Source organism: Streptomyces sp. NPDC002092, from assembly GCF_053593775.1.
In genome coordinates this window covers 14,280-35,915 of the sequence record NZ_JBSFDG010000038.1, presented here as the reverse complement: position 1 = coordinate 35,915, position 21,636 = coordinate 14,280, and the positions used below count along the sequence as shown (strand labels likewise).

The following is a 21,636-nucleotide window of genomic DNA, read 5'->3' as shown; positions in this document are numbered from 1 at the left end:
CCGGCGAATACTTACTGGGTGGCGCCACTTCTTCCTCGTTTCCTTGTTCAGGACAACCCTATTGGGTGCCTGTCCGGAAACTTCGTGGCCCCTCAAGTTGACCCTTGGGCTGAACAAGCTGCTGGCCACGCCGCAGACGACGGACCTGGCCGACCGGCCCGTCGAACTGCAGACCAGCGACGAGGAGTAACGCGCCACGCCTGGCCGCCGCGTCCGGGGGAGCGCAGACTGCGGTGTTCCAGTGAATCCGGAATGGTGCAGATCCTTGAGGGGATCTGCACCCAGGAAATACTCCCTCCCGGGCGCGCTTCGCAGGTAAACGCGTCCGGTCACCCCGCCGCACGGCAGCAGTTGTTGGACGTCGTAGGGGGAGAAACTCGTGGGCGTCGTGGCGGGGCAGGGTTGGTCGCGGAGGCGCTGGAAGGTACTCACCACTCGAAGGTCTTCCACTCCAGTTGGGGGATGCAGCCCTCCGTGGTGTCCCAGCAACGGTCGGCCCATGCTTCGGCCACCATCACCTGGGACCGCGAAGCCGCGCGCCGCCAGCAGCGGGCGGATCTCGCCGATGGTCCGCCAGACCGTGGAGCGGGCCGTGCCGTACGACTCGGCGAGCGCGGCGTGCGGAAGCCCGGTGCGCAGGTGCACCAGGGTGACCTGGAGCCGGTTGGTGAAGACCAGGTCGTACTTCGGCCCGGCACCACGCCGTTCATTCAGCGCTGCCTCGCACCTGGCCCGCCACGGGCCTGCCAACTCCTCGACCGAATCGCCGAGATGCGCACCGGAGAGGCCGCAGAAGCCAGGATGGGACAAGGCCCCGCGGGCCCACTGGTCACACTCGAAGAACCCGTGCGGCCGCGTCACGTCACGGCCGTAGCAGACGGCCTCGGGACCGGGTCCAGCCTGTCGTGCTGGCGCAGGTCAGGCTTTCGTAGCGGTGCTCGCGCCGGGCGGGCGCACCATGAAGACGTCGATCGGATCCTCGGCTTCCACGACGAATCCGTGGCGCTCGTAGAGTCGACGGGCAGCACTGCCCTGCAAGACGTTCAAAGCCATGGTCACGCCCTGCCTGTCCGTCCGCTCTAGCACCGTGCGCAACACAGCAGATCCGAGCCCTCGGCCCTGCCAGTGCGGAGCAAGGTAGAAGTGCTCCAGCCACAGCCTGCCTTCGGCGGGCCGGACCGTGAGGCATCCTGCAAGTTCGCGGTCGGTCATGATGATCGACGTGTGCTGCGTGGAGAAGGAGTCCCGCAGCCGCTGCCGTACCCGGTGCTCGTCGTAGCGCCCAAGGCGTTCCAAGTCCGCACGCATGACCGTGGCCCGCAACGCCGCGATCACCTCGATGTCCGCTGCCACCGCAGAACGCAGCACCCAGCCCGCGGCATGGGCCGACGTGGTCCGTGCAGGCACTGCCATGTCCGATCGCGTACCGCTCCCTATTGCCCCAGCATCCATGGCCGGAGTATCTCAGTCCGCCTGCCCTGAACAGGCACATGGGCATCTCATCCCGAACTGACCAATCCCGCCGCGACCTCAATCGCGAACCATCTCGTTCCCCGCGGCCAGTCTCCTTCCTCCACACCTCGACTGCGTCGTCATCGCGTTCGATGGCCTGCCGGGCGGACTGCTCCTAGCTCCAGCCGTACCGCTTTGGCAGCCGAGTCGCCAGGTGCCCTCGACGGTGTAGGAGACGTGGAAAAGGTTCAGTAGCAGCGCAAAGCCAATCACTTCCTGACCTTCACCAGCACTGCCTGCCACCCTCGTCCGCTACCGCAGACTCACGAAATGAGACAGCTTGTAGGGCGTCGTCTCCGTTGGCTCCATGCCTGGTTGACTGCTTCGCAGTCGTGCGCACAACTGCGAAGCAGCGCCTCGCCGCCGTTCGCATACCGTCATGCGGAGGGGAAGTCGTCAGATGAAGCAGGAAAGGTTTACGAAGAAGGCAATGTAGGCGATGGTGAGGATCGTCACGAATATGGCGAACCACCAGAAGTGCACCTGACGCCACGGCACCTTGGCGCCGGGAAAGCGGCTGCGGAACTGGGGCCAGGTCAGCATTCCCAGTTGCCTGACCGGTGCCTGAGCCGGTGGGGCGGCCAACCGGCCGAACAAGCGCCGCAAAGGCTCCTCTTCCCACAAGCGCGTGTCGAGAACCAAGGGCGCGTCCTCCACCGAGGTGATCACCAGGCGGTCCTTGTGGCCGTCCACCGGTATCCGAACGTAGTGCAGGCCGGTGACGTCGGACTCCAGGGTGAGCAGCACGATGCGCCCCCACCGGTCGCGGACGCTCAGCACACCGTCTTCCAGGGCGACGGCAGCTTTCGCCCGCCGTAGTGCCAGCCCTCCGGCGAACCACACCAGGGGGACGACCACTGCCAGTATGGCAACGATCATGCCCGGCCAGCCTGCCCCGGGCGAACTGCCGCGTCCATGGGCCAGCCGTAGCCCGAGGCGTATCGTCCCCAGGCCGATGGGCACCGCTCCGCCGAGCAACGGAGCCTTGAACACCCTGTTGTCGGCTCTGACCTTGATCGGTGCATACGAAGAATCCGTCATCTCAGCTGACATCGGCCGATCGTGGCATCGCGGACAGCTCGTCTGTTCGGATTTGACCAGAGCTATAGCATCCGTCGGCGGCCCGTTGCACCTCCTTTGAAACGGCGCGAACAGCGAGGAGAACGCTGCGGCGATCCGGGAGGTTCGGACACCGTGCCCGGATCCCGTAGACCGCTGTCGAATATTTCGCACAAATGGGGCTTCCGCGCCTCCTCGCTCGCCCGGCGGCTGACCACCGACTCGAACACCGGCGGCCGCGCTCTGTATGACCTGCGCCCCGGTGAACCTCGCACGCCCGGCCCGGGTGTCATGCGCCGCTCCCGGCCCATGACCCCAGCCGACGGCCGATCACGGGCACGTCAAGTCGCCGATCATCAGGGGCTTTGCGACCGCAACGAACATCAAGGGCTGGTCCGAGGACACCCCCATGGGATTCGCCGACCGATGGTCCTCACGGCCTGCCGGTGGTGAGTGAAGCCGACCCGATGATTCGGGCGTCCCGTGATCGGCAACGAACTCGTCAGATCGGTGCCTGCTCGCAGGCCGCGTAATGCTCGTTCGGCGCGCCGGCGCCGATGCAGTGGAGGTCGATGAGAGGCGTGCCGTTCGAGAGGATCAGGGCCTGCTGAGGGGCGTTGACGGTGACCGTGGATGACGAGAAGCCGTCTCCACCGGTGATGACCGTGTTCGTGTCGGCGGAGGCGGCTCCTGCACTACCGCAGAAAGCGCTGAGGGTAATTGCCGTGATAACTGCGAACTTCCTGGACAACTCGGTTCCTTTCTGAATTCACGCACATGCACGCTTGCGTCCCGGGTGCGGCCGTGATCGTTCACCTTCCATCGAGGGTCTATTCCGGAAGTAGATACAGGTAGAGATCCCGGGCCCGGTCTCCTCCACCATGGCCGGTCTGCGGTGTGCGCGCGCGAGGAACACCGCCAACCAGTGGACTCGGCAACTCGTGGTGAGGCCCCGCGATCACCCACCGGCGGCCTGCGTACGAGGGCGTGGGCGGGGTGACCTTGGCCGCGCGGCCGCGCAGCGGTACGGGTCACCTCGGGCCCCTGTCCGCGCTGAGCTGCTGTACAGGACAGAGCGCGCCAGTCCGTGGCCGGGTGGAACAGGCCGGAGGCGTCCAGCCGGGGGTGTGACTCAGGCCCTCGCCCTTCGGAGAGCCCCAGCGGACGACAGCTCAGATCAGGCTGTCGATATCCGGCGTCCCGCTCGCGCAGGGGTGCGCCGGCTCTCAGCTTGATCCTTAAGGTCTGGCCTGGTCGCGTCGTCACTCTTTGGAGTGTTCGCAGGGTATGCGAGCGGCCTTCCCCGTGATCCTGAACTCTGCGACGAGGTACGGGAGTTCACAAGGAAGGCCGTGTGATGAGTGTGCTGACACAGGCCGTCGAGCGGGATGCATTCGCGGAACTGTCACGCTTTCGGACGGCCTTCTATGGGTGTCTTTCTGCGCGGGCGGACGCGTTCTTCGAGCTCACGGACGCGCTGTTGTGTGCGGATGGGCCGGTGAGGACGCCGGTGGAGCTGTCGCTGACCGCCGAGCACCGGCGCGGCTATGGCTCGCTGTACGGCGCGCTCAACCACGGCCGCCTGGACGTGAACAGGCTGCGTGACCTGCTGATTTCGCTGCCACTGCCGCGTTTCGGTGGGCGGATCGTGCTCAGCGTGGACGTCTCCCCGTGGCTGCGCTCGGACGCTGCGTGCTCGCCGGAGCGGCTGTTCTGCCACGTTCACGGCCGTTCCCAGGCCGCTGCGCAGATCATTCCGGGATGGCCGTACTCCTTCGTGGCCGCGCTGACGCCAGACCGCACCTCGTGGACCGCGGTGTTGGACGCGGTCCGCCTGGGGCCCGCCGACGACGCGGCGGCCGTCACGGCCGGCCAGCTCCGGCGGGTGACCGAGCGGCTGATGGCGGCCGGGCAGTGGCGGCCTGGGGACCGGGACATGCTGATCGTGATGGACGCCGGTTACGACGTGATGCGCCTGGCCTGGCTGCTGCGGGACCTTCCCGTCGAGCTGGTCGGACGCCTGCGCTCGGACCGCGCCCTGCGGCTGCCCGCTCCACCCCGCGTCTACCAGCCCAAGGGTGGCCGGCCGCCCAAGCACGGCAAGGAGTTCAGCCTCGCCAGGCCGCAGACCTGGACGGAGCCGTCGGTGGTGACGGCGAACGACACGCCCCGCTATGGCAAGGCCGCGGCCCTGGTATGGGACCGGCTCCACCCGGAACTGCAGCAGCGTTCCGCCTGGATCGACCACGACGGTGAACTACCCATCATCGAGGGCACGTTGATCCGGCTCAAGGTCGATCACCTGCCCGGCGACCGCGAAGCGCCACCGGTCTGGCTGTGGTCCTCGGCCACCGGCGCCGACCCGGCTGACGTCGACTTCGTCTGGTCTTGCTTCCTACGAAGATTCGATTTGGAGCACACGTTTCGCCTGTTCAAGCAGTCCCTGGGCTGGACCCGGCCGCGGCTACGTGAGCCGGAGGCGGCGGACCGTTGGACCTGGCTCGTGATCGTCGCGCACACCCAACTCCGTCTCGCTGCCCCGCTCGCCACCGACCGGCGCAAGCCCTGGGAGAAGACCACCCGTATCGGCGTCGCTCTCACTCCGACACGCGTCCGGCGCGGGTTCCGACACCTCCGACCTCACCTGGCTTGTCCGGCCCGCGTGCCCAAACCTGGCCGTCCCGGCCCCGGACGCCCGCCCGGCTCCAAGAACCGGCATCCCGCCACCCGTCACGACGTGGGCAAAACCGCCAAACGCCCGAGCACCCTCTACGAACGAGACCAGGCCAGACCTTGAGGATCAAGCTGATGTCGACGCTGACGTACACGAGGATTACGGCATCGGGGCCGCGCGGTGCACGCAGGTGTACGGGCAACTGGACGTTTCTGTCCGGCGAGTTCGACATCCAGCGCGCCCTTGGGCCGTGCTGCACACGGCAGGACTTTCACTGTGTTGCGGCCCGGGCAGAGCATTGACGTCGGCACCCTGCCCAGCGGCGTCCCGCCTCAGCTCGGTGCCGGGCCGGGCCTGACCTTCTTTCACGGGTGGTCAGTGGCAGGCAGGGCGTCGGGACCATCGTGCCGACAGGGCTGTGGACTCGGCTCTCTGAAGCCAGTCGGCGGACAGAGGGGCGCACCGGATCGGAAGATGCCTTTACGGGCTCAGCATCCGTCGGGCGCGGTCGACCGCTTGGGACGGTCAGGACATCGTCCACTGCTGGCTGGTGGCGCCGGTGCCGGTCAGCTGGATGACGGCGGCACCCGCGGTGGTGGAAGAGGAGTCCACACCGATGTGAAGTCCGCTACCCATGTTGACGAGCATGAACTTGGTGCCGGTGAGGCTGCCGACGAGGTCGGCGGCGAACTGCTGGTTGGCGCCGCCGTTGCAGGTCCACTGCTGCAGTTGGACGCCTTCCGCGGTGGACTTGCTCGGGACGTCCAGGCACAGGCCGCTCTTGACGCTGACGAGTGTGTAGACGTTGTCCGCCACCCGGTTCAGCGTCCACCTCTGGTTGTCGCCACCGTTGGACTGCCACTGGATGACCTTCGCGCCGCTGGTCGTGGAGCCGCTGGCAACGTCCATCAGCATCGAACTGCCCGCGTTGGTGAGGGTGTGCACCCCGTTGGTGGGAACGCCGGAGTTGGGCGTCCAGGTGCCGGCGTTGGTGTCGAGCGACCAGCTGGGGTACTGGCCGACGTTCACCACGGTGCCGCGGATGGTCATCGGCAGCCAGATCAGCTGGGAGTTGCCGAGATCGCCAGGGTTCCACCGGTCGCCGGCGTAGATGTAGGTGCTGCCGGAACTTCCCTGCACGGTGATGATGTTCGCCGTCTGGCTGCCGTACGTGCGGGTGCCCGGTGCCGCGAAGTTGCGCATCGGCGCCCACGGGCCGCTCAGCGACGTGGCGGTGGTGTAGACGTTGTCGTTCAGGCTCCAGCCGGTCAGGTGCGAGGCGAGCAGGTAGTACACGCCGTTGACCTTGACCATGGCGGGCGACTCGAAGCTCGCCGCCGAGCCGCCGCCGCCCAGCAGGGCCACGCCGCTGTCCACGGACAGGTAGTCAGCCGAGAGCTTGTAGATGTGCAGACCGTTGTTGCGGTCCTCGCTCAGCAGGTAGCCGGTGCCGTCGGTGTCCTGGAACAGGCCGATGTCACGGCTCAGATTGCCCAACGGGCGGAAGCTGCCCCGGTAGGTGTAGGGCCCGCAGGGGGTGCTGCTGGTCGCCACACCGACCCTCGCGTCGGAGTAGTTCATGCTGTCGATGTGCATGTACATCACGTACGTGCTGGTCGACGCGTTGTAGATGACCTTCGGCCGCTCCACGATCCGGCTCGGGCCCAGGTCGCCACTGGCTTGCTTGGCCAGGGCCACCCCCTGGTGGGTCCAGTTCGACAGGTCGGTCGAGGTGTAGCAGGGGATGTCCTGGAAGGACGTGTCGGACGAGGTTTCCCCGGTCTTGTCCTCGCCGAAGCCGTACCAGGTGCTGCCGACCTTGATGATGCCCAGCCCGTGCAGCTGGAGCGTGTTGCCGTTCTGGTCGGTCCTGGTGGCGCCCAGGGTGAACGAGACGGAGGCGGCGTTTGCGGGCGCGGCAGGCAGCAGCAGTGCCGTGAGACCTCCGAGCAGTGTGAGGAACACACCGGCGACTGCCCGCCACCGGCTGCGCGAGGGGCTGGGGTGGGGTGCTCGATTCGGCATGCTCTGCCTCTCCTTCGAGGTCCTGACAGACGTCGTCCGCGCGGCGAAACTGCCTGGCGGCGCGTTGGACGGGGGGAGTTGGGGCCCCGCGAAGAACGGCGAACGCGGCAACGTGGGGGAGCGGCTGCGCTGTTCAGTGGGAAATGAGAGCTTCCTGTTCGGTTCGGTGTCAAGATGTGCGATCGATTTTGTTCGTTCTAGGCGGTGGCGGCAGGCCGAGGTGACGGGCGCGGTGACCAGCCAACTCCTGCCTCGGTATGCACGTCAGCACCCGCGGGGCGCCGTCCGTCGGGAACCTGACGCCTAGTAATGGTGTTCCTCGCGCTGTTGACCTACCCGGAGTACTGCCGTAGAACTGCCCGATGTTGGTGGGAAACCGTTGGTTACTGTGTGGTTGTGTTGAGGTCTCCCGCTCCATCGACGCCGGTCACCTCACGGAGAGGCGTACTGTCATGCAGCTACCAGCACGTTCGGTGTCCCGCCGAGGACTGCTGAAGGGCGCGGCGGTCGCCGCCGGTGCGGCCGCGGCGGGCATCGGGGCGACGGGTACAGCCGCGGCGGCGGACACCTCGGTCACCGCGACGGCACCCGACGGCAGCACCACGATCACGATGTCCCTGACTGGCGGTGCCCTGAGCTGGTCGGCCAAGCGCAGAGGCGCGTCCGTCGTCGAGACCTCGGCCCTCGGCCTGAAGCTGAGCGACGGGACGATGCTCGGCCGCAGCGGCACGCTCATCACCAACTACCAGCACTGGACCGTCGACAACACGTGGTCCCCGGTCTACGGCCGCAACGCGACCGTCCACGACTGGTACCAGGAGATGCGCTGGAACCTCCAGGACACCGCCACCCTGATCAACTTCAGCGTCCAGCTCCGCGCCTACCCCAGTGGTGTCGCCTTCCGGTACGTGCTGCTCGACAAGGGCACCGCCACCATCGCCGACGAGCTGACGACGTTCGTCTTCCCCGACAGCACACTCGTCTACAGCTACCGGGACGAGGACGCGTACAGCCCGGTCTCTCCGGGCTCCATACCCTCCACCGGGACCTCGGGCACCGACACCGGCCCGCTGACCGACCTGCCGCTGACCGCGACGTATGCGAGTGGCGGGCTGATCGCCTGCGTCTGCGAGTCGTCCCGGGTCAACTTCCCGCGGCTGATGCTGCGTTCAGTGTCCGGGCAGCCGAACATGCTGTCCACCTATCTGATGGAGCACACCGCCCGGGGGAGCGGGCCGGTGCAGACGACCTCCACGGTGACCACTCCGTTCGCCACCCCCTGGCGCGCGGTGGTGACCGGCTCCACCCACGCCGAACTGGTGGACAACGCCGAGCTGGTGCTCAACCTCGCCCCCGCGGGCGCGTTGCCCGACACCTCGTGGATCAAGCCCGGCAAGGTCTTCCGCTGCCAGCTGACCACCGCCGACGGCATGGCGGGCGTCGACTTCGCGGCCGCCCGAGGGCTGCAGTACATCGAGTACGACTCCGGCTGGTACGGGCCGGAGCACACGACGACCGACGCCACCAAGCCCATCTCCGCGATCGACCTGCCGTCGGTGATCTCCCACGCCACGAGCAAGGGCATCGGCGTCATCCTCTACGTCAATCCCCTCGCCATACCCGACGCGGACTCGCTGTTCGCCCTCTACCGCAGCTGGGGCATCGCCGGCGTCAAGCTGGGCTTCATCAATGACGGCACCCAGGCCATGACCAACCAGATCATCGCCTGGGTCAGGACGGCGGCGAAGTACAAGCTGCTGCTCGACACGCACGACGACGTGCGGCCGTTCGGCTACGAGCGGACGTACCCCAACTGGGTCAGTATGGAGGGTGTGCGGGGCAACGAGCACTTCCCGACCGCCTCGCACAACGTCACCCTGCCGTTCGCCCGGAACGTCGGCGGGTCGATGGACTACACCATCTGCTACGGCCAGTCGCGCGACCAGACCACCAACGCCCACCAGATGGCGATGGCTGCGGTCTTCTACCAACCGCTGAACTTCCTCTACTGGTACGACTCACCGTCGAAGTACTCCAACACCGCCAACTGGCCAGGCCTGCCGTGGTTCGACGGCATCCCCACCACCTGGGACGAGAGCCGCACCCTCGTCGGCTCGATCGGCCAGTACGTCGCGGTCGCCCGCCGCAAGGGCACCACCTGGTACCTGGGCGCCATGACCAACGAGTCGGCCCGGACGCTGTCGCTCCCGCTGTCCTTCCTTGGCAGCGGCAGCGGCAACTGGACGGCGACGGTCTACGCCGACGGCACGCCCGGCACCTCCGCCTACCAGACCCCCGTCGTGGTGAGCGGCCGGACCGTCACTCCGGCGACCGTGCTCAGCGTGGCCATGGCCCCCTCCGGGGGCCAGGCGGTGGTGCTGAAGCCGAGCTGACGCCGGTCCGGGCCCGCCTGTGGGGAAGAGGATGCCGGTGCTCTCCCATGGGGGCGTCGGCATCCCTGTCGCCGCGGGTCAGTGCGTCATGACTGGGACGACGACAAGGTGGAGTGGGCGAGCCCGGCGATCTGCGGGAGGGCGGCGTCCGCGGCGAACTGACTGCCGCCGTCGTTGCCGTCCCGTCGGCCGACGGAACCCCGCTGACCAGGTCCATGTGCCACAGGTGCATGGGAGCTTCGCGTGCTGCCGCCGGCCGTACCCGCGCGGTGCTGCTGTTCCTGCGTGCGGACCGGACCGTTGCGGGACAGCACCCGGGAGTTTCGAGGCGAACCCCCTGGGGAGCCGGTGCGCGTGGTGTCGTATGGGCCGGAGCAGCGCGTGTACCTGCCGGCCCTGCGCCCCCCTGCAACCGGCGGGGCTGACGGTGCACACCTCGTGATGGCAGACGTGGGACCGCCGGGGGCCCAGGCCGCCCTGCCCTCCTTCGCGGAGACCAACCTGCGCACGTATGTGCGCGAGCGCGGTGGCCGGGACGGGCCGTGGTTCCTGCCCCTCGAGGTGAGCTGCCCGGTCATGCCGGCCGCCCGCGCGATCGGTGCGCCGTACGTCCTCGGGCACCTGACCCTGTCGCGCGACGGTGAAGTGGTGACCTACACCGGGGGGACGGGGGCGTGGCGGGCCGTCGTATCGCGTGGTGGTCCGTCGGGGCGAGCTGCTCCGTCCGAACCGGCGGGACGTGTGGCTGACGTCGCGGTGGCGGGCCTTCACACGGGGCTGCGGCGTACTCTGGCAGACGCCCGGCGAGCACGAGCCTGGCCGCTGCTCGCGGCGCAACTGGAAGACATCGAGGAGACCGTGACCCCGGCGGCCGCGCTGCCGCCGCCCGCTCAGGAGCCGCTCGTGCGCTTCTCCGACGATGAGTATCACGCGAGTGAGCAGTGGCCCTGTCCGCACAGTGCCGCCGGACTCGCGCGGCACACGCTGGACACCATCGTACCCGTGCGGCGTCACGACGGTGTTGTACGGGTTGTTCGTGAAGCTGATGCGGCCGTGCAACCCTGGGCGATCCCAGTTCCGTGTAAGTCGTAGGGATAAGCGTCCTGGGTCGGCTTGAATTCGGCGCAGGCGACGCCTGGATGCACGAGACGAGGAAGAGTGTGACCGATCATCCCCGCGAGACCGACTTCCGTACCTGGGTGCTTGAACATCGAACGCGCCTGCGTACGACAGCGTTTCTGCTGTGTGGTGACTGGCACCTGGCCGATGACCTCGTTCAGGATGCGCTCGGACGGCTCTACTCGAGGTGGGGCAGAGTGGTGGCGGCAGGTGATCCACGTGCCTATGTCCGTCGGATCCTGTGCAATCTCCACGCCGACCACCGACGCCGGCCGGCCAGGCGTGAGATCAGTGAGGCGGATGTGACCGCGTTGTCCTCACACCCGCACACCAGCATGGAAGAGCGCGACGACGATCTGATTGCCGCCCTGCTGACGATTCCGGTCGGCCAGCGCACCGTGCTCGTCCTGCGCTTCTTCGAGGATTTGTCCGTGGAGCAGACCGCGGCCCTGCTCAAGACGAGTGCGGGCAACGTCAAGAGCCAGACGAGCCGGGGCCTGGAAGCTCTGCGCTCTGCGCTCCAGACGCAACCGAGCGAGACCACACGACCGGCCAAGACCGAAGGTAGGGCATCGTGAACGCTGACAAGTCGCCGGAGGACCTGGCTGCGCGTATCGCGTCCATCAGCATCAGCGCTCCCGCCGACCGCGTCGACATCGATGCGGTGGTCCGGGCGGGGACAAAGCGGCGCTGGCGCCGCCGACTTGCCGTCGCCGGCGTCTGCGCCTGCGTCGTGGCCGTCGCCGGATCGGTGGCCGTCGCCACGCAGGTGGGCCACGAGAGGAGCAACACCATGGCCACCCCCGGCGTCCGCGGTCCCGCTCTGACCGCCGACGGCCTCGGCGGGCGGTGGATCGCGGTCCGGATCGACGGTCACGACGTCTCGTCGTGGCGCGACGTCGGCGGTCTGCCGGCGAACATCATCATCGGTGCCGACGGGACACCGAACGGATGGCAGGTGAACAGGGCCTGCGGGCCACTGGTCGGTGGCACTTTCACGCTGCGGGCCAACGGTGGGTTCACTGCCGAGTTGCCATCGGCGCGGGGCCAGTCCTGTCCGCGACTCACCACGCCCACCCCCGACCTCGTGGACGCGGTCTCGCGCACGGCCTACGTCGCCGTGGACGAGCCGGGTGGCTCGGCCGTCCGGAGCCTGCGGTTCCTGGACAGCAAGAAGCGGCTCATTGCACTGTGGCGCGAGGACACCACGACCAAGTCCCCCGCGGCCGTGTGCAAGAAGGCGCTCGGCGGCACGTCCACCGCTGACGGCACCTTCACCACTGTCGGGCGGGTTCGTTCGAAGCATCTGGCTGCGACGAACGCCAGGTCTGAGGACGTTCTGCCCGACGTTCCCGGCGGCACCGTGGCCGTCTACTGCTCGGCCACCGGGACAGGCTCAACTGCCAGGTACGTGGTCACGGCCGACGGCCAGAAGGTGAAACTCCGGTCGGCCGAGTAACAGGCCGCACGCGGGCATTGCCGACTCGCGGCTGTCGCCGGGAGCCATAGCGGCTCCCGGCGACAGCCGGCACAGCAGGCACGATGTCAGGAGCAGCGCTTCCAGGTCTGGTAGAAGGCGCTCGAGGTGGAGTGGGTGTCGGTGAACATGGCAGCTCCGGACGAGGAGCCATTGGTCGTCAGCCGCACCTCGGTGGTCGCCAGCTTGAAGAGGTCCTTGAAGGTGCTGCCGTAGCTGGCACCGGCGGCGCTGAACGTCTGACGGCTGAACTTACGCAGTTTGCCGTACGGCCGCTCCGTGATGTAGTCCGCCGTCGTCCCGTCGTAGTAGCTGGACAGGCCGGAGACGGTGACGTCTGACCAGCCGGATCCAGCGGTGCGGTCGTACCAGTGGAACACGACCTTTCCGGAGCGGTACGTCATCGCCTGGGAGATGACGTGTCCGGTCTTCGTCGTGTGCCCGATATAGACGAGCGGGTTCTGGTGCGTGGAGTTGAGGTACTCGTACCACAGCCGGGCACCCTGCGTGGCCGTGGCCGATGCGCCGGCGTCGAAGCCCTGCTGGATCAGCTTGCCGGACCGGAAGCCACCGAGCCCGATCCAGGGCGATGCCATCGTGGCGCTGTTGGAACCGCAACTCGTGGAGTACGTCGGGATGTTCTGGTCGTCGTAGACCTCGTTGTAGTTGGAGTGTCCGGTGGCGACATAGCCGCCCCAGTTGCTGCTGTAGGAGACCCGCAGCGACGACTTGCGGGATGGCGCCAGGCAGGGCACCGACGGTGTGGTCCCGCGATACCCCTTGTACTTCGCCCGCCAGGCCGCCAACGCCCTGGGGTTGTCCGGGGCGTTGAAGCCGTAGGCACGCGCCGTGGCGGGCGCCGCTGTCTGCGGCCGGAAGCCCTTGGGCGGGACGATCGTCGTCATGGTCGCGCCGCCCGGCAGACGGTATGTCAGCTCTTTCCCCGCTGAGGCCCGCACGGACTGCGCGGCCATCGGCGACACGGTCTTTCCGTCCGCCCCGACCAGACGAGTCCGTGTGGCGGTAACGGTTTTGCACCCGTCGGCCGGCGCGTCGGCCACTGGTGTGGCATTCGCGGGCGTCGCTGGGGTTGCGACAAAGGCGGCGGCCGCGACCGCCATCGAGCTTGCGGCGACTAAGACTTTCCGGACACGAGAACCTGCAGTTGCCCGAAAGGGCCCCATTTTTCTCCTTCGGTATGGGAAGAGGACAGCAGCAACCGAGGCGCGTCCGCGCGCTGCCGCTTGCTTGTGTCGACAGGGATCAGGCCGCGTGACACACACGCCCTCGGCCCGAGCCGTACGTGCTGTCACAGTGCTGTTGGCCAAACCGCAGATGGCGGTTACGGCCTCGCGGCTTGAATCCCAGCGATTCCGAAGCCCATGCCGACGATGAACAGACTGTTCACGCCACTCAACCCCCGTCGTGTGGATGACACTTACCGCACTCATGTGGCCCCTTGGGGCGGTGCGATGGATGCATCGTATGAGTCGGCAGGGAAAGGAGTGGTAAAACGTGTGGCTGTAAAATGAAAAATTCATACACATGTTCCCATGGGAAGCCTGCCACTTTGACGGGACGTCAGCGGCCTGAGCCCACTGGACTGTTCGACGCGGATACAACAGGGGACAACGGTGTTCCGGCAGTCCGTGCACTCATCGGCGAGCTGATGCCCGAAGCGGCGATCCCGGCCTTTCACCTGCCCAGCCGCCGCCGAGGCGACGGCTGACTTACCAGATCAACGAGATGGCCATGCGCCCGCCTCCGCGCCCCGATCGCGATGCTGATGCCCGGCGTGGCTGGCAAGGGGTGAGCCGAACGGCGTCTCCGATACGGCGCTGAGTGGAACTGCACGGTCCAACGCGGCCTCTGGCCTGTGGGGGCCCCGCGCTGGTATGTGCAGATTCCCGGTGAACCTACCCAGAGCCGAACCTGTCCTTCAGTCAACAGCTGCTTGGGCGCAACCATCCCGTGGTCTGGCGTGTCCATGAAGTGTGCTGACGATACCTAGAATATGGCGGACAGCGGCGGCCGCCGCTTTCGCGACCGCCGCCCTGGCGGTTGCAACCCCGGCCGCGCACGCCGCCGGAACGACACTCGTCCTGGACGCCCAGGAGAACTACTACCTGCCCACCGAGGGCGAGGGCCCGAACCTGGACCTCGGCATCACCGCCTCGGGCGGGGACGCCCATGACGTCTCCGTCGCGGTCGACGCGTCGTCCCTCGCCGGGAAGGCGACGATGGCGGTCACGGGCGACTGTGTGAGCACCGGCGCCCTCAAGATCAAGTGCGAGGTGGGCCCGCTGTCGGGCAAGGAGTCGATCGACCCCTTCTTCCTGAAGCCCACCGCGGCCGCCAAGGCGGGCGACACCGGTGCCATCACCTACACCGCCACCGCCTCCGACGCGCCTACCGTGACGGGGAAGACGGACGTTCTGGTCGGCGGGCCGAAGCTCGTCCTCCGGCCGTATCCGGCGCTGAAGGGCATCGCGCCCGGCGCCGTCTTCGAGCGCACCCCGGCCTTCGCCAACACCGGCACAGCTTCCGCCGACAAGGGCGTCATTCTGCTGGTGCAGGACTCAGACGGCGTCTCTCTGGCCCGTGACCACTCCAACTGCCACTACTCGGACCACCCCGACGGCGGCGCCTGGTGCCGGTTCGACACCCCGGTCGCGCCCGGCTCGGCCTATGAGACCAACGCCCCGCTGCGCTACACCGCCGCCACGGACACCATGTACGGCTACAACACCTACGTCGCGTGGCCGGTCGGCGGCACCGCGCCCGACTCCTTCGACCCCTCCGACTTCCCCCACACCGGCACCGGCACGCCGCTCGGCCTGAAGTCCCTCGCCTCCGGCTCCGGCTTCACCGGCCCCGGGTACGGCACCTTCGCCACCACCCAGCACGCCGACTACCAGGCGCTCGGCGACACGGTCGAGGGCAAGGTCGGCGAGACGGTGAGCATCACCGTGGGCGTGCGGAACACCGGGCCGGGCCGGATGGACTTCCGGTGGATGGATGCCGACAACTCCGGCACCTTCGTGGTGACCCCGCCCGCCGGCACCACCATCACCGGCGCCCCCGGCCCCGGCGAGCAGGGCGACCCCGGGCCGCTGTGGAACTGCACACCGCGCAAGGCCGGCGCGAAGAGCTACACCTGCAGCATCGGCAGCACGGACTTCCGGCCGGGAGACTTGGTGACCCAGGAGTTCACGGTGCGGATCGACCGGATCGTCCCAGGCGCGCGGGGCAGCGTGAAGGCAGTGGAGAACCCCGACTACCCCAACCGTGACGACCACGCAGCGAACGACACCGCGGCGATCACGGTGAAGGCCACAGGATCGGCGACGTCGAGTCCGTCGCCCAGCGCCTCCGCGTCACCGTCGGCCACGGCCACCGCGAGCTCGTCCGGCTCCGGGGCGGGAACCGGGAACGGGACGACGACTGGCGGCGGGCTCGCCGCAACGGGCGCCGACGGAGTCCTGCTCCGGGCGGGCACCGCCCTCCTGCTGGTGGCGGGCGGCGCGCTGGTGTTCCTGGCGGCGCGGAAGTCGCGGCCGCAGAGCCGATAAGGCACGCCCGGCTCTCGCGCCCGCCACCGAAGTGGGAACGCACGGGGGAAACGGCGTCGGACAAGGGCCAGCCGCCCCCGCCGCTGACGCCCAGACCGGCATTCGTCGGCAGCCCACCCTGGGCGGCGGGACAGGTGGTTACCCCAGTCCTTGAAGGTTTGGACTGCTGTCAACTGCGGGCTGACGTCTACCGTCGCGTACCTCCGCGTCACCACGCCGGAGAACGTCACGCGGTGCCGCGCTTGGAGGCCGCGGCTTTGATCACCGTCGTACGATGAGGGCCACGACTCCTGCAACTGCGGCGAGGGCGCTCATGATCGCGGCCCCACGCCCAAAGGCTGCACCCACGTCGGGTGCTCGCAGACGAGGCAGACGGCTGCACCTGTGATCAGCAGCCCCTCCAGCAGGGCGAGAAAAACAGCATCAGGCGCAGTTCCTCGTGGTAGCGGTCGTGAGGCCGAGGGGCGTTCGTGTCGATGGGCATGCGATCTGCGCCCCTGTGCGAATCGGGCGTGCCGAGCAGCGCCCGTCGGGGGCGCTGCTCGGCACGGCGATCGGTTGACTCCCGATTACTTTCAACGTGGCTTCGCCGCCACGGAGTGGGTGCGCCGCCCGGTTGCAATCGACTACGGCGCCGGCAGGAGGGTGTTGGGATCGCTGTCGCCGTCGATCGCGGCCACGGCGGCGATGGGCTTCAAAAGATCGAGCACCGCGGTCGGCGTTGTCGTCGTGGGGGACGGAGTGATCGTTGGAACGATTCCGCGAGTGCGCTGCCGGAACGTCACGTTGTGCTGCGCAGTGCGCCCCATGTGTCGTGTGCCACGATGCCGTCGGCGTTCAACCCCCGGTCGGTCTGGAAGGTCCGCACTGCGGTTTCCGTGTCGGGTCCGAACTCGCCGTTCACGCCGGTGCTTCCCACACCGTATCCGCGCTTGGTGAGCATGCACTGCACCTGCTGTACGCGTTTGCCGCTGTCGCCAAGGCGTGTGCGTCCGTTGCCGGAGTAGTACGTGCACTCGGAGAGCCAGGGAGTGGTGTCGGCTGCGGCAGACGGGCTGTGGGCGGACGGGGCGGGGGAGAGGGAGGTGTCTGGGGTGGTACCCGGGGCAGAGGCGTCGTGGTGCTGGTCGTCGGCTGAGCCTGAAGCGCCGGGTGGCAGGGCGGAGCCGGTCTTGCTCTCACGCTCTTCGGCTGCGGCCCCGTCGAGGTTCGGGAGGGCCTGTCCGTTGGTGGTGGGGGACACCTGAACGCCGGAGTCGCCACGGGGCGCGGTGCCGACGGCCTTTGTGGCACCGCCTTTTGCCTCGTCGGTGGCGGGAGGGTCCTGGCGTGTGAGCAGTAAGGCCACCGCAGCAACGGCGCAGGCCGAGATGCCGGCGATGGCGATCAGCCACGGCTTTCTCCGGGCCTGGGCAGGGGCTCTCGTCGGGCCGCCTGCGGCCTTGTCCGGGGGCTTTATGACAGGTGGAGCATGTTGTCCAGGCGTCTGCTGGGACGGGATCGGCGGCAGGCCACCGGGAGACGCTGAACGGGTCATGTCTGCGACAGGCATGCGGTACAGCGCCTCGTACGCCCGCTGTCTGGCCAGCACCTTGCCGCCCAGTGGCTCCGGCCAGGTGGACAGGAAGGCGCGCGCTCCGGATGCGTCGATGAGCTCCTGCGGGGTGGGCCGCCGCTCGGGCTCCTTGGCCAGGCAGGCGGTCAGCAGTGAACCGAGCTCCGCGTCCGCCGCCGAGATCTGACCGATCACCTCGGGCCGGGGGTCCTCGAACGCCACCCGGTGCATTACGTCGACGCCGGTCCCGTCGCCGAACGGCGCCCGCCCCGTTGCCGCGTAGACCAACGTCCCGGCCAGCGAGAACACGTCCGACGCCGTGTCGGACCGTCCCTCCCTCAGATGCTCGGGCGACATGTAGGCGGGAGTCCCCACCCGGTTTCCCGTGCCGGTGATCGCACTCGCGTCTGCGGCCTTCGCGATACCGAAGTCGATCACGTGCGCACCCCGGACGGACAGCAGTACATTGGACGGCTTCAGGTCCCGGTGGACGATTCCCTCGACGGTGAGGTCTGCGAGTGCCTGCCCCAGCTCCGCCGCGAGCCGCCAGACCGCGGCCGGTTGGAGGGGACCGTCCTCCTGTACGGCTTCCGCCAGATCGAAGCCGGGGAGGTACTCGGTGGCCATCCACAGCAGTTCGTCGTCGAAGCCGGTGCCGGACAGTCGTGCTGCGTGCGGTGTACGAAGACGGGCGTGCACCGACGCCTCCCGCTCGAACCGGCGCCGGAACCGGGGATCCTCCGAGTATTCCGGCCTGATCACCTTCACCGCGACCAGACCGGGGCCGTCGTCCATGGGACGAGCCAGAAAGACACGTCCCATGCCACCACTGCCGAGCAGCGCCATCGGCACATAGGGGCCGACGCGCCTCGGGTCGCCGACCCGCAGTGGAGAGGCACCGGTCTGCCGCAGCGCGGCAGCCCCATCGTCCGCCGGCACCGGCCGCTCTCCTAACAAGAAATCTCCCGAAGTCACGTTCGACGTACATCAGTTCACGCGAGTGGAAGACGAGGTTAGCGCCAGCCTGTGCGTGTGTTCAGGGAATCGGTTACTTCTGTCGCGCGGGTCACGGGGCGCGGAGATCGCGTGCGCGGCAGATCCCCTCCGCGATTCTCGTCAGGGGCCCGTCACATGGGCAGCGAGAACAGCCGCACTGGCCCTGAGGGCCAGCGGACGTCGTCGCGCAGGGGCGTCACCATAGTCCGCAGCGGCATGGTCGCCAGTCGGCCTTCGGGTTGTTCGACGAGTACGTCCTTGTCGAGCGGGTGCCATCCGAGGCGCTGGTAGAGCGGCATGAGGGGAGGCAGGCAGAACAGGAGTGCGTGCTGAGGACCCATGGTGCGGGCGTGCTCCAGGGCAGCTGTGACGACGAGCCGAGCCAGGCCCTGACCTTGCATGTCGGGCGCGACGGCGACTCCGCCGACGCCCACCACCTCTGTCTCGGTGTCGCCGATCGCGACAGGCAGCCGTAGTAGGCCTGCGTGTGCCACGAGCCGCCCGTCGTGTCTGATTCCGAAGTGGTCTTCTTTCGGCAGCCAGGTCAGGCCTGTCCAGGCGACGCCGAAGGGGTCATCGCTGTTGCCAAGGATTTCCTCCTGGTCCGCCTTCGTGTAGCGGGCAAGCCTCACCACGGTCGGTGCCACAGGGGATGAGTTCTCAGACATTCCCACATGATGATCTCTCCGGCGAGCACGGGCCAAGCGATTCCCCCCGGCGGCGCTGACGGAGCTTGGTGGACAGGAGGCGCCGGGCAGAACTGGACACATCAACACCGGACAGGGGGACAAGCACAGGCAGCCTCTGACGGAGACAAGCCCTCAGTCGCCCCACGGATGTGACGCGCCATAGGATCCCGGCATGCCTTTCCCGAAAGTCCGCCGCTCCTTGCTGACCGGCCTGCTGGTCGTGGGACTGGCCGCATTCGGCTACTACGCTCTGCAGCCCGTACGGGAAGATTGCGCGCTCACCTCCGGACCGTATGGCTCCACCTTCACCCCAAACAGCTCCCCCACCTCCGGCAGCGGCCGGTGCGGCGAAGAGCGCACGCGCTTCATGGTCTGGCTTGAGGGACAGGCCCACCCAAGCGGATGAGAACGACCACCTCGGAATGCCGATGCAAGTCGACGAGTGGCAGGCCGCCTCCCGGGTGCGAAATACTCTCCGGATGAGTTCACGTAACTCCCCTGTCAGTCAGCCGATCACGATACGGAGGGCTGTCGCGCGGGATGCCAAACGGCTCACACGGCTCGTGCGTGGTTCAGGCGCCTACGAGGGGAAGTACGCATCCGCGGTCGCGGGCTACCAGGTCGGCCCTGATTACATCGAGGCTCACCGCGCTTTCGTCGCCGTCAGTGCCGACGAGCACGGAGGGCGGGTGCTTGGGTTCTACTCGCTCGTCCTCGCTCCACCGGAGCTCGACCTGCTGTTCGTCGCAGACGATGTGCAGGGGAGGGGTATTGGACGACTGCTCGTTGCGCACATGGAGTCCGAGGCCCGTGCCGCCGGGCTCGACCGTCTCAAGGACGTGTCGCATCTTCCCGCCGAGGGCTTCTACCACCGCGTCGGTGCGGTGCGGACCGGGACCGTGTTCGCGAACCCGCCCGCCGTGCCGTGGGACCGTCCCGAATTCGAGTTTCGCATTCCTTCGGCATGACGTGGTGCGCCGGTTGGCGTGGCGCAGGTTTCGCCCGGACTGCACTCAGATCAAGCTTCCTCTGCCGCAGCGCGCATGGCGTGACACAGACAAACCAGTTCAGGGACCTGATCCGCGAAAGCGGACAAGGTCCCTGAACTGGTTCTGGAGGCGTCTCGGTGTCATCGGCATCGGCCTGCGGCCTGGTCAGTACGGCTCACCAGACTGGTGCGCTGCCATCAGCGGAACAACCCACAGACCGTCTGAGCGGCCCGTGCTCCACCGGTTGGTCTCGCTATGGGGCGCTGGTCTGCACCCGGCGGCGACTCACGTCGATCAGTCCTCGTCGGCATGCGGACGGCATGCCGATCTGCACAACAGGGCACAGCGGGCCCTGTTCTACGACACGGCCTAGAAGGCGCTGTTGTCGCAGCCCATGGACGAGCCGGCGTGGGTGTTCTGCCCGCCCGAGTTGCCCTCGCCGCCGAGCGCGTTGCCCAGCGCGCCGTTGAGGACGCCGACCTGGCCGAGGACGTCGACGTTCAGGTCGTGCGACCTGCAGTGGGAGCTCTGCAGGACGTTGCCGCCGCCGTGACCGTCGTTCCCGGTGGCGGTGGCGGTGCCGGCGCTCATGAGTCCAACGCTGCCGAGGGCGACCGTCAGGACGGCAGTCTTGAGAAGCTTGTGCATGTCATCTCCGATGGAGTGAGGTCAGTGCGATCCGTAATGGACCGACTTCGTACAGTGATAGGACGTTAATATGACCAATCGCAATATGATCCACTGACACGCCGGGGTTTGATCGACACAGCACCTCAGTCATGGGGGTCGGCACCCCACAGGCCTGAGGTCCTCCGTAATGCAGCACGGGCACTAGTGAACGAAGCCACTCACCAGTAGAGGACCCAGCCGTCGGCGTCGCGGATGCCATGTCCCTGCAGGGTGATGCGCCGGTCGCCGGGGTGCCGTTCGGGAATCGCTGCGATGCGGTGCAGCACGGGCGTGAGCTGTACGGCCATCCTGCCGACCTGATATTCGTGCCGTCGTGCCGGCCTCGCCCTGTCGATCGTCTCGAACCGCTGGCCGAGGCGCTCCAGCCGGAGCATGTCCGCCTCGGTGATGTCCCAGACGTCCAGGGCGCCACCCCGGCGCGGCAGGGCAAGGGGCAGCGTGAACGACACCGCCTGCTCCACCGGAGCGATCGGGAAGGGCCAGCGCAGCGCCCGGTGCTGAAGGTCGAAGTGCTGACTGGGTCTGGGGGAGACGGCGATGCCCTCACCCTCGAACACGTGGAAACCGGGCAGCGCCACCCTCTCGTCGTACCGGGTCGGTGTCTTCAGCAGCTCGGCGAGCACCTCGGCGACCCGGCCGAGGAGGTCGCCGAAGTGCTCACGTATCAGCTGGTTGTGCGGCTCGAGACGGCCGAAGTACGTCTCCTCCGGAGACTCGGAGGCCAGGACGTCGAGGTACGTCGCCAGGCCGAATGTGGAGCAACCGACGCCCCGGGGCAGCCAGTACGCCCGCAGCTCCTCCAGGCGGCCGCCCACCTCGGCGCACCCCTGCTCGTCGAGGACGTCGACATCGACCACGAACGATTCCACCGGCAGCGGATCCATGC

The 21,636-nt window shown here is 67.8% G+C and carries 18 protein-coding genes and 1 pseudogene; 8 read left to right on the top strand and 11 right to left on the bottom strand.

The window, feature by feature from the left end; translation table 11 throughout:
* Positions 1-543: 543 nt before the first annotated feature.
* From ACWCRD_RS43845 to ACWCRD_RS43830, 4 genes and pseudogenes are all read right to left on the bottom strand, one after another.
* Positions 544-861: pseudogene (locus tag ACWCRD_RS43845) on the bottom strand (helix-turn-helix domain-containing protein); the annotation flags it as partial.
* Positions 862-918: 57 nt separating this feature from the next.
* Positions 919-1,413, bottom strand: coding sequence for a GNAT family N-acetyltransferase (locus tag ACWCRD_RS43840; protein WP_450971271.1), 495 nt, complete (start codon positions 1,411-1,413; stop codon positions 919-921).
* Positions 1,414-1,908: 495 nt separating this feature from the next.
* Positions 1,909-2,565: a hypothetical protein gene (locus ACWCRD_RS43835; protein ID WP_450971270.1), complete on the bottom strand. Its 657-nt coding sequence runs from the start codon at positions 2,563-2,565 to the stop codon at positions 1,909-1,911.
* 508 nt (positions 2,566-3,073) lie between these two features.
* Positions 3,074-3,322 carry a hypothetical protein gene (locus ACWCRD_RS43830; RefSeq protein WP_450971269.1) on the bottom strand — a complete coding sequence of 83 codons (249 nt, stop codon included), beginning with the start codon at positions 3,320-3,322 and terminating at the stop codon, positions 3,074-3,076.
* 606 nt (positions 3,323-3,928) lie between these two features.
* Between ACWCRD_RS43830 and ACWCRD_RS43825 the strand changes: the two genes are divergently transcribed.
* Positions 3,929-5,368, top strand: coding sequence for an NF041680 family putative transposase (locus ACWCRD_RS43825; protein WP_450971268.1), 1,440 nt, complete (start codon positions 3,929-3,931; stop codon positions 5,366-5,368).
* A gap of 402 nt (positions 5,369-5,770) precedes the next feature.
* On the opposite strand, the gene ACWCRD_RS43820 is transcribed toward ACWCRD_RS43825, so the two are convergent.
* Positions 5,771-7,270: an RICIN domain-containing protein gene (locus ACWCRD_RS43820; RefSeq protein WP_450971267.1), complete on the bottom strand. Its 1,500-nt coding sequence runs from the start codon at positions 7,268-7,270 to the stop codon at positions 5,771-5,773.
* Between the two features lie 452 nt (positions 7,271-7,722).
* Here ACWCRD_RS43820 and ACWCRD_RS43815 point away from each other — a divergent pair, with 452 nt between their 5' ends.
* On the top strand, positions 7,723-9,663 hold the full coding sequence (locus tag ACWCRD_RS43815) for a glycoside hydrolase family 97 catalytic domain-containing protein (RefSeq protein ID WP_450971266.1): 1,941 nt from the start codon (positions 7,723-7,725) through the stop codon (positions 9,661-9,663).
* A gap of 86 nt (positions 9,664-9,749) precedes the next feature.
* Here the strand turns inward: ACWCRD_RS43815 and ACWCRD_RS43810 are convergent, their stop codons facing one another.
* Positions 9,750-9,887, bottom strand: coding sequence for a hypothetical protein (locus tag ACWCRD_RS43810; protein ID WP_450971265.1), 138 nt, complete (start codon positions 9,885-9,887; stop codon positions 9,750-9,752).
* Positions 9,888-10,104: 217 nt separating this feature from the next.
* Between ACWCRD_RS43810 and ACWCRD_RS43805 the strand changes: the two genes are divergently transcribed.
* From ACWCRD_RS43805 to ACWCRD_RS43795, 3 genes are all read left to right on the top strand, one after another.
* Complete coding sequence (locus ACWCRD_RS43805) at positions 10,105-10,755, top strand: DUF2071 domain-containing protein (RefSeq protein ID WP_450971273.1); 651 nt, start codon at positions 10,105-10,107, stop codon at positions 10,753-10,755.
* 68 nt (positions 10,756-10,823) lie between these two features.
* On the top strand, positions 10,824-11,360 hold the full coding sequence (locus ACWCRD_RS43800) for a SigE family RNA polymerase sigma factor (protein ID WP_450971264.1): 537 nt from the start codon (positions 10,824-10,826) through the stop codon (positions 11,358-11,360).
* Complete coding sequence (locus tag ACWCRD_RS43795) at positions 11,357-12,241, top strand: hypothetical protein (protein ID WP_450971263.1); 885 nt, start codon at positions 11,357-11,359, stop codon at positions 12,239-12,241. Before ACWCRD_RS43800 ends, ACWCRD_RS43795 begins: the two co-directional genes overlap by 4 nt.
* Positions 12,242-12,327: 86 nt before the next feature.
* On the opposite strand, the gene ACWCRD_RS43790 is transcribed toward ACWCRD_RS43795, so the two are convergent.
* A complete protein-coding gene (locus tag ACWCRD_RS43790; RefSeq protein ID WP_450971262.1) occupies positions 12,328-13,233 on the bottom strand; it encodes a hypothetical protein in 906 nt (301 codons plus the stop codon).
* A 1,020-nt stretch (positions 13,234-14,253) separates the two neighbouring features.
* On the opposite strand from ACWCRD_RS43790, the gene ACWCRD_RS43785 reads away from it, so the two are divergent.
* Positions 14,254-15,831, top strand: a complete 1,578-nt coding sequence (locus tag ACWCRD_RS43785) for a hypothetical protein (RefSeq protein WP_450971261.1) — start codon at positions 14,254-14,256, stop codon at positions 15,829-15,831.
* A 781-nt stretch (positions 15,832-16,612) separates the two neighbouring features.
* Here ACWCRD_RS43785 and ACWCRD_RS43780 read toward each other — a convergent pair.
* Both ACWCRD_RS43780 and ACWCRD_RS43775 read right to left on the bottom strand, forming a co-directional pair.
* A complete protein-coding gene (locus ACWCRD_RS43780; protein WP_450971260.1) occupies positions 16,613-18,325 on the bottom strand; it encodes a protein kinase domain-containing protein in 1,713 nt (570 codons plus the stop codon).
* A gap of 188 nt (positions 18,326-18,513) precedes the next feature.
* Positions 18,514-19,050 (bottom strand): GNAT family N-acetyltransferase, encoded by a 537-nt coding sequence (locus ACWCRD_RS43775; protein ID WP_450971259.1) that lies wholly within the window; start codon positions 19,048-19,050, stop codon positions 18,514-18,516.
* A 193-nt stretch (positions 19,051-19,243) separates the two neighbouring features.
* Between ACWCRD_RS43775 and ACWCRD_RS43770 the strand changes: the two genes are divergently transcribed.
* Together ACWCRD_RS43770 and ACWCRD_RS43765 are read left to right on the top strand one after the other, a co-directional pair.
* Positions 19,244-19,477 (top strand): hypothetical protein, encoded by a 234-nt coding sequence (locus tag ACWCRD_RS43770; protein ID WP_450971258.1) that lies wholly within the window; start codon positions 19,244-19,246, stop codon positions 19,475-19,477.
* A 73-nt stretch (positions 19,478-19,550) separates the two neighbouring features.
* Positions 19,551-20,039 (top strand): GNAT family N-acetyltransferase, encoded by a 489-nt coding sequence (locus ACWCRD_RS43765; RefSeq protein WP_450971257.1) that lies wholly within the window; start codon positions 19,551-19,553, stop codon positions 20,037-20,039.
* A gap of 390 nt (positions 20,040-20,429) precedes the next feature.
* Here the strand turns inward: ACWCRD_RS43765 and ACWCRD_RS43760 are convergent, their stop codons facing one another.
* Positions 20,430-20,708, bottom strand: a complete 279-nt coding sequence (locus ACWCRD_RS43760; protein ID WP_450971256.1) for a hypothetical protein — start codon at positions 20,706-20,708, stop codon at positions 20,430-20,432.
* A gap of 200 nt (positions 20,709-20,908) precedes the next feature.
* The gene (locus ACWCRD_RS43755; RefSeq protein WP_450971255.1) at positions 20,909-21,634 is read right to left on the bottom strand and encodes a hypothetical protein; all 726 of its coding nucleotides are present in this window, start codon (positions 21,632-21,634) and stop codon (positions 20,909-20,911) included.
* Positions 21,635-21,636 lie beyond the last annotated feature (2 nt).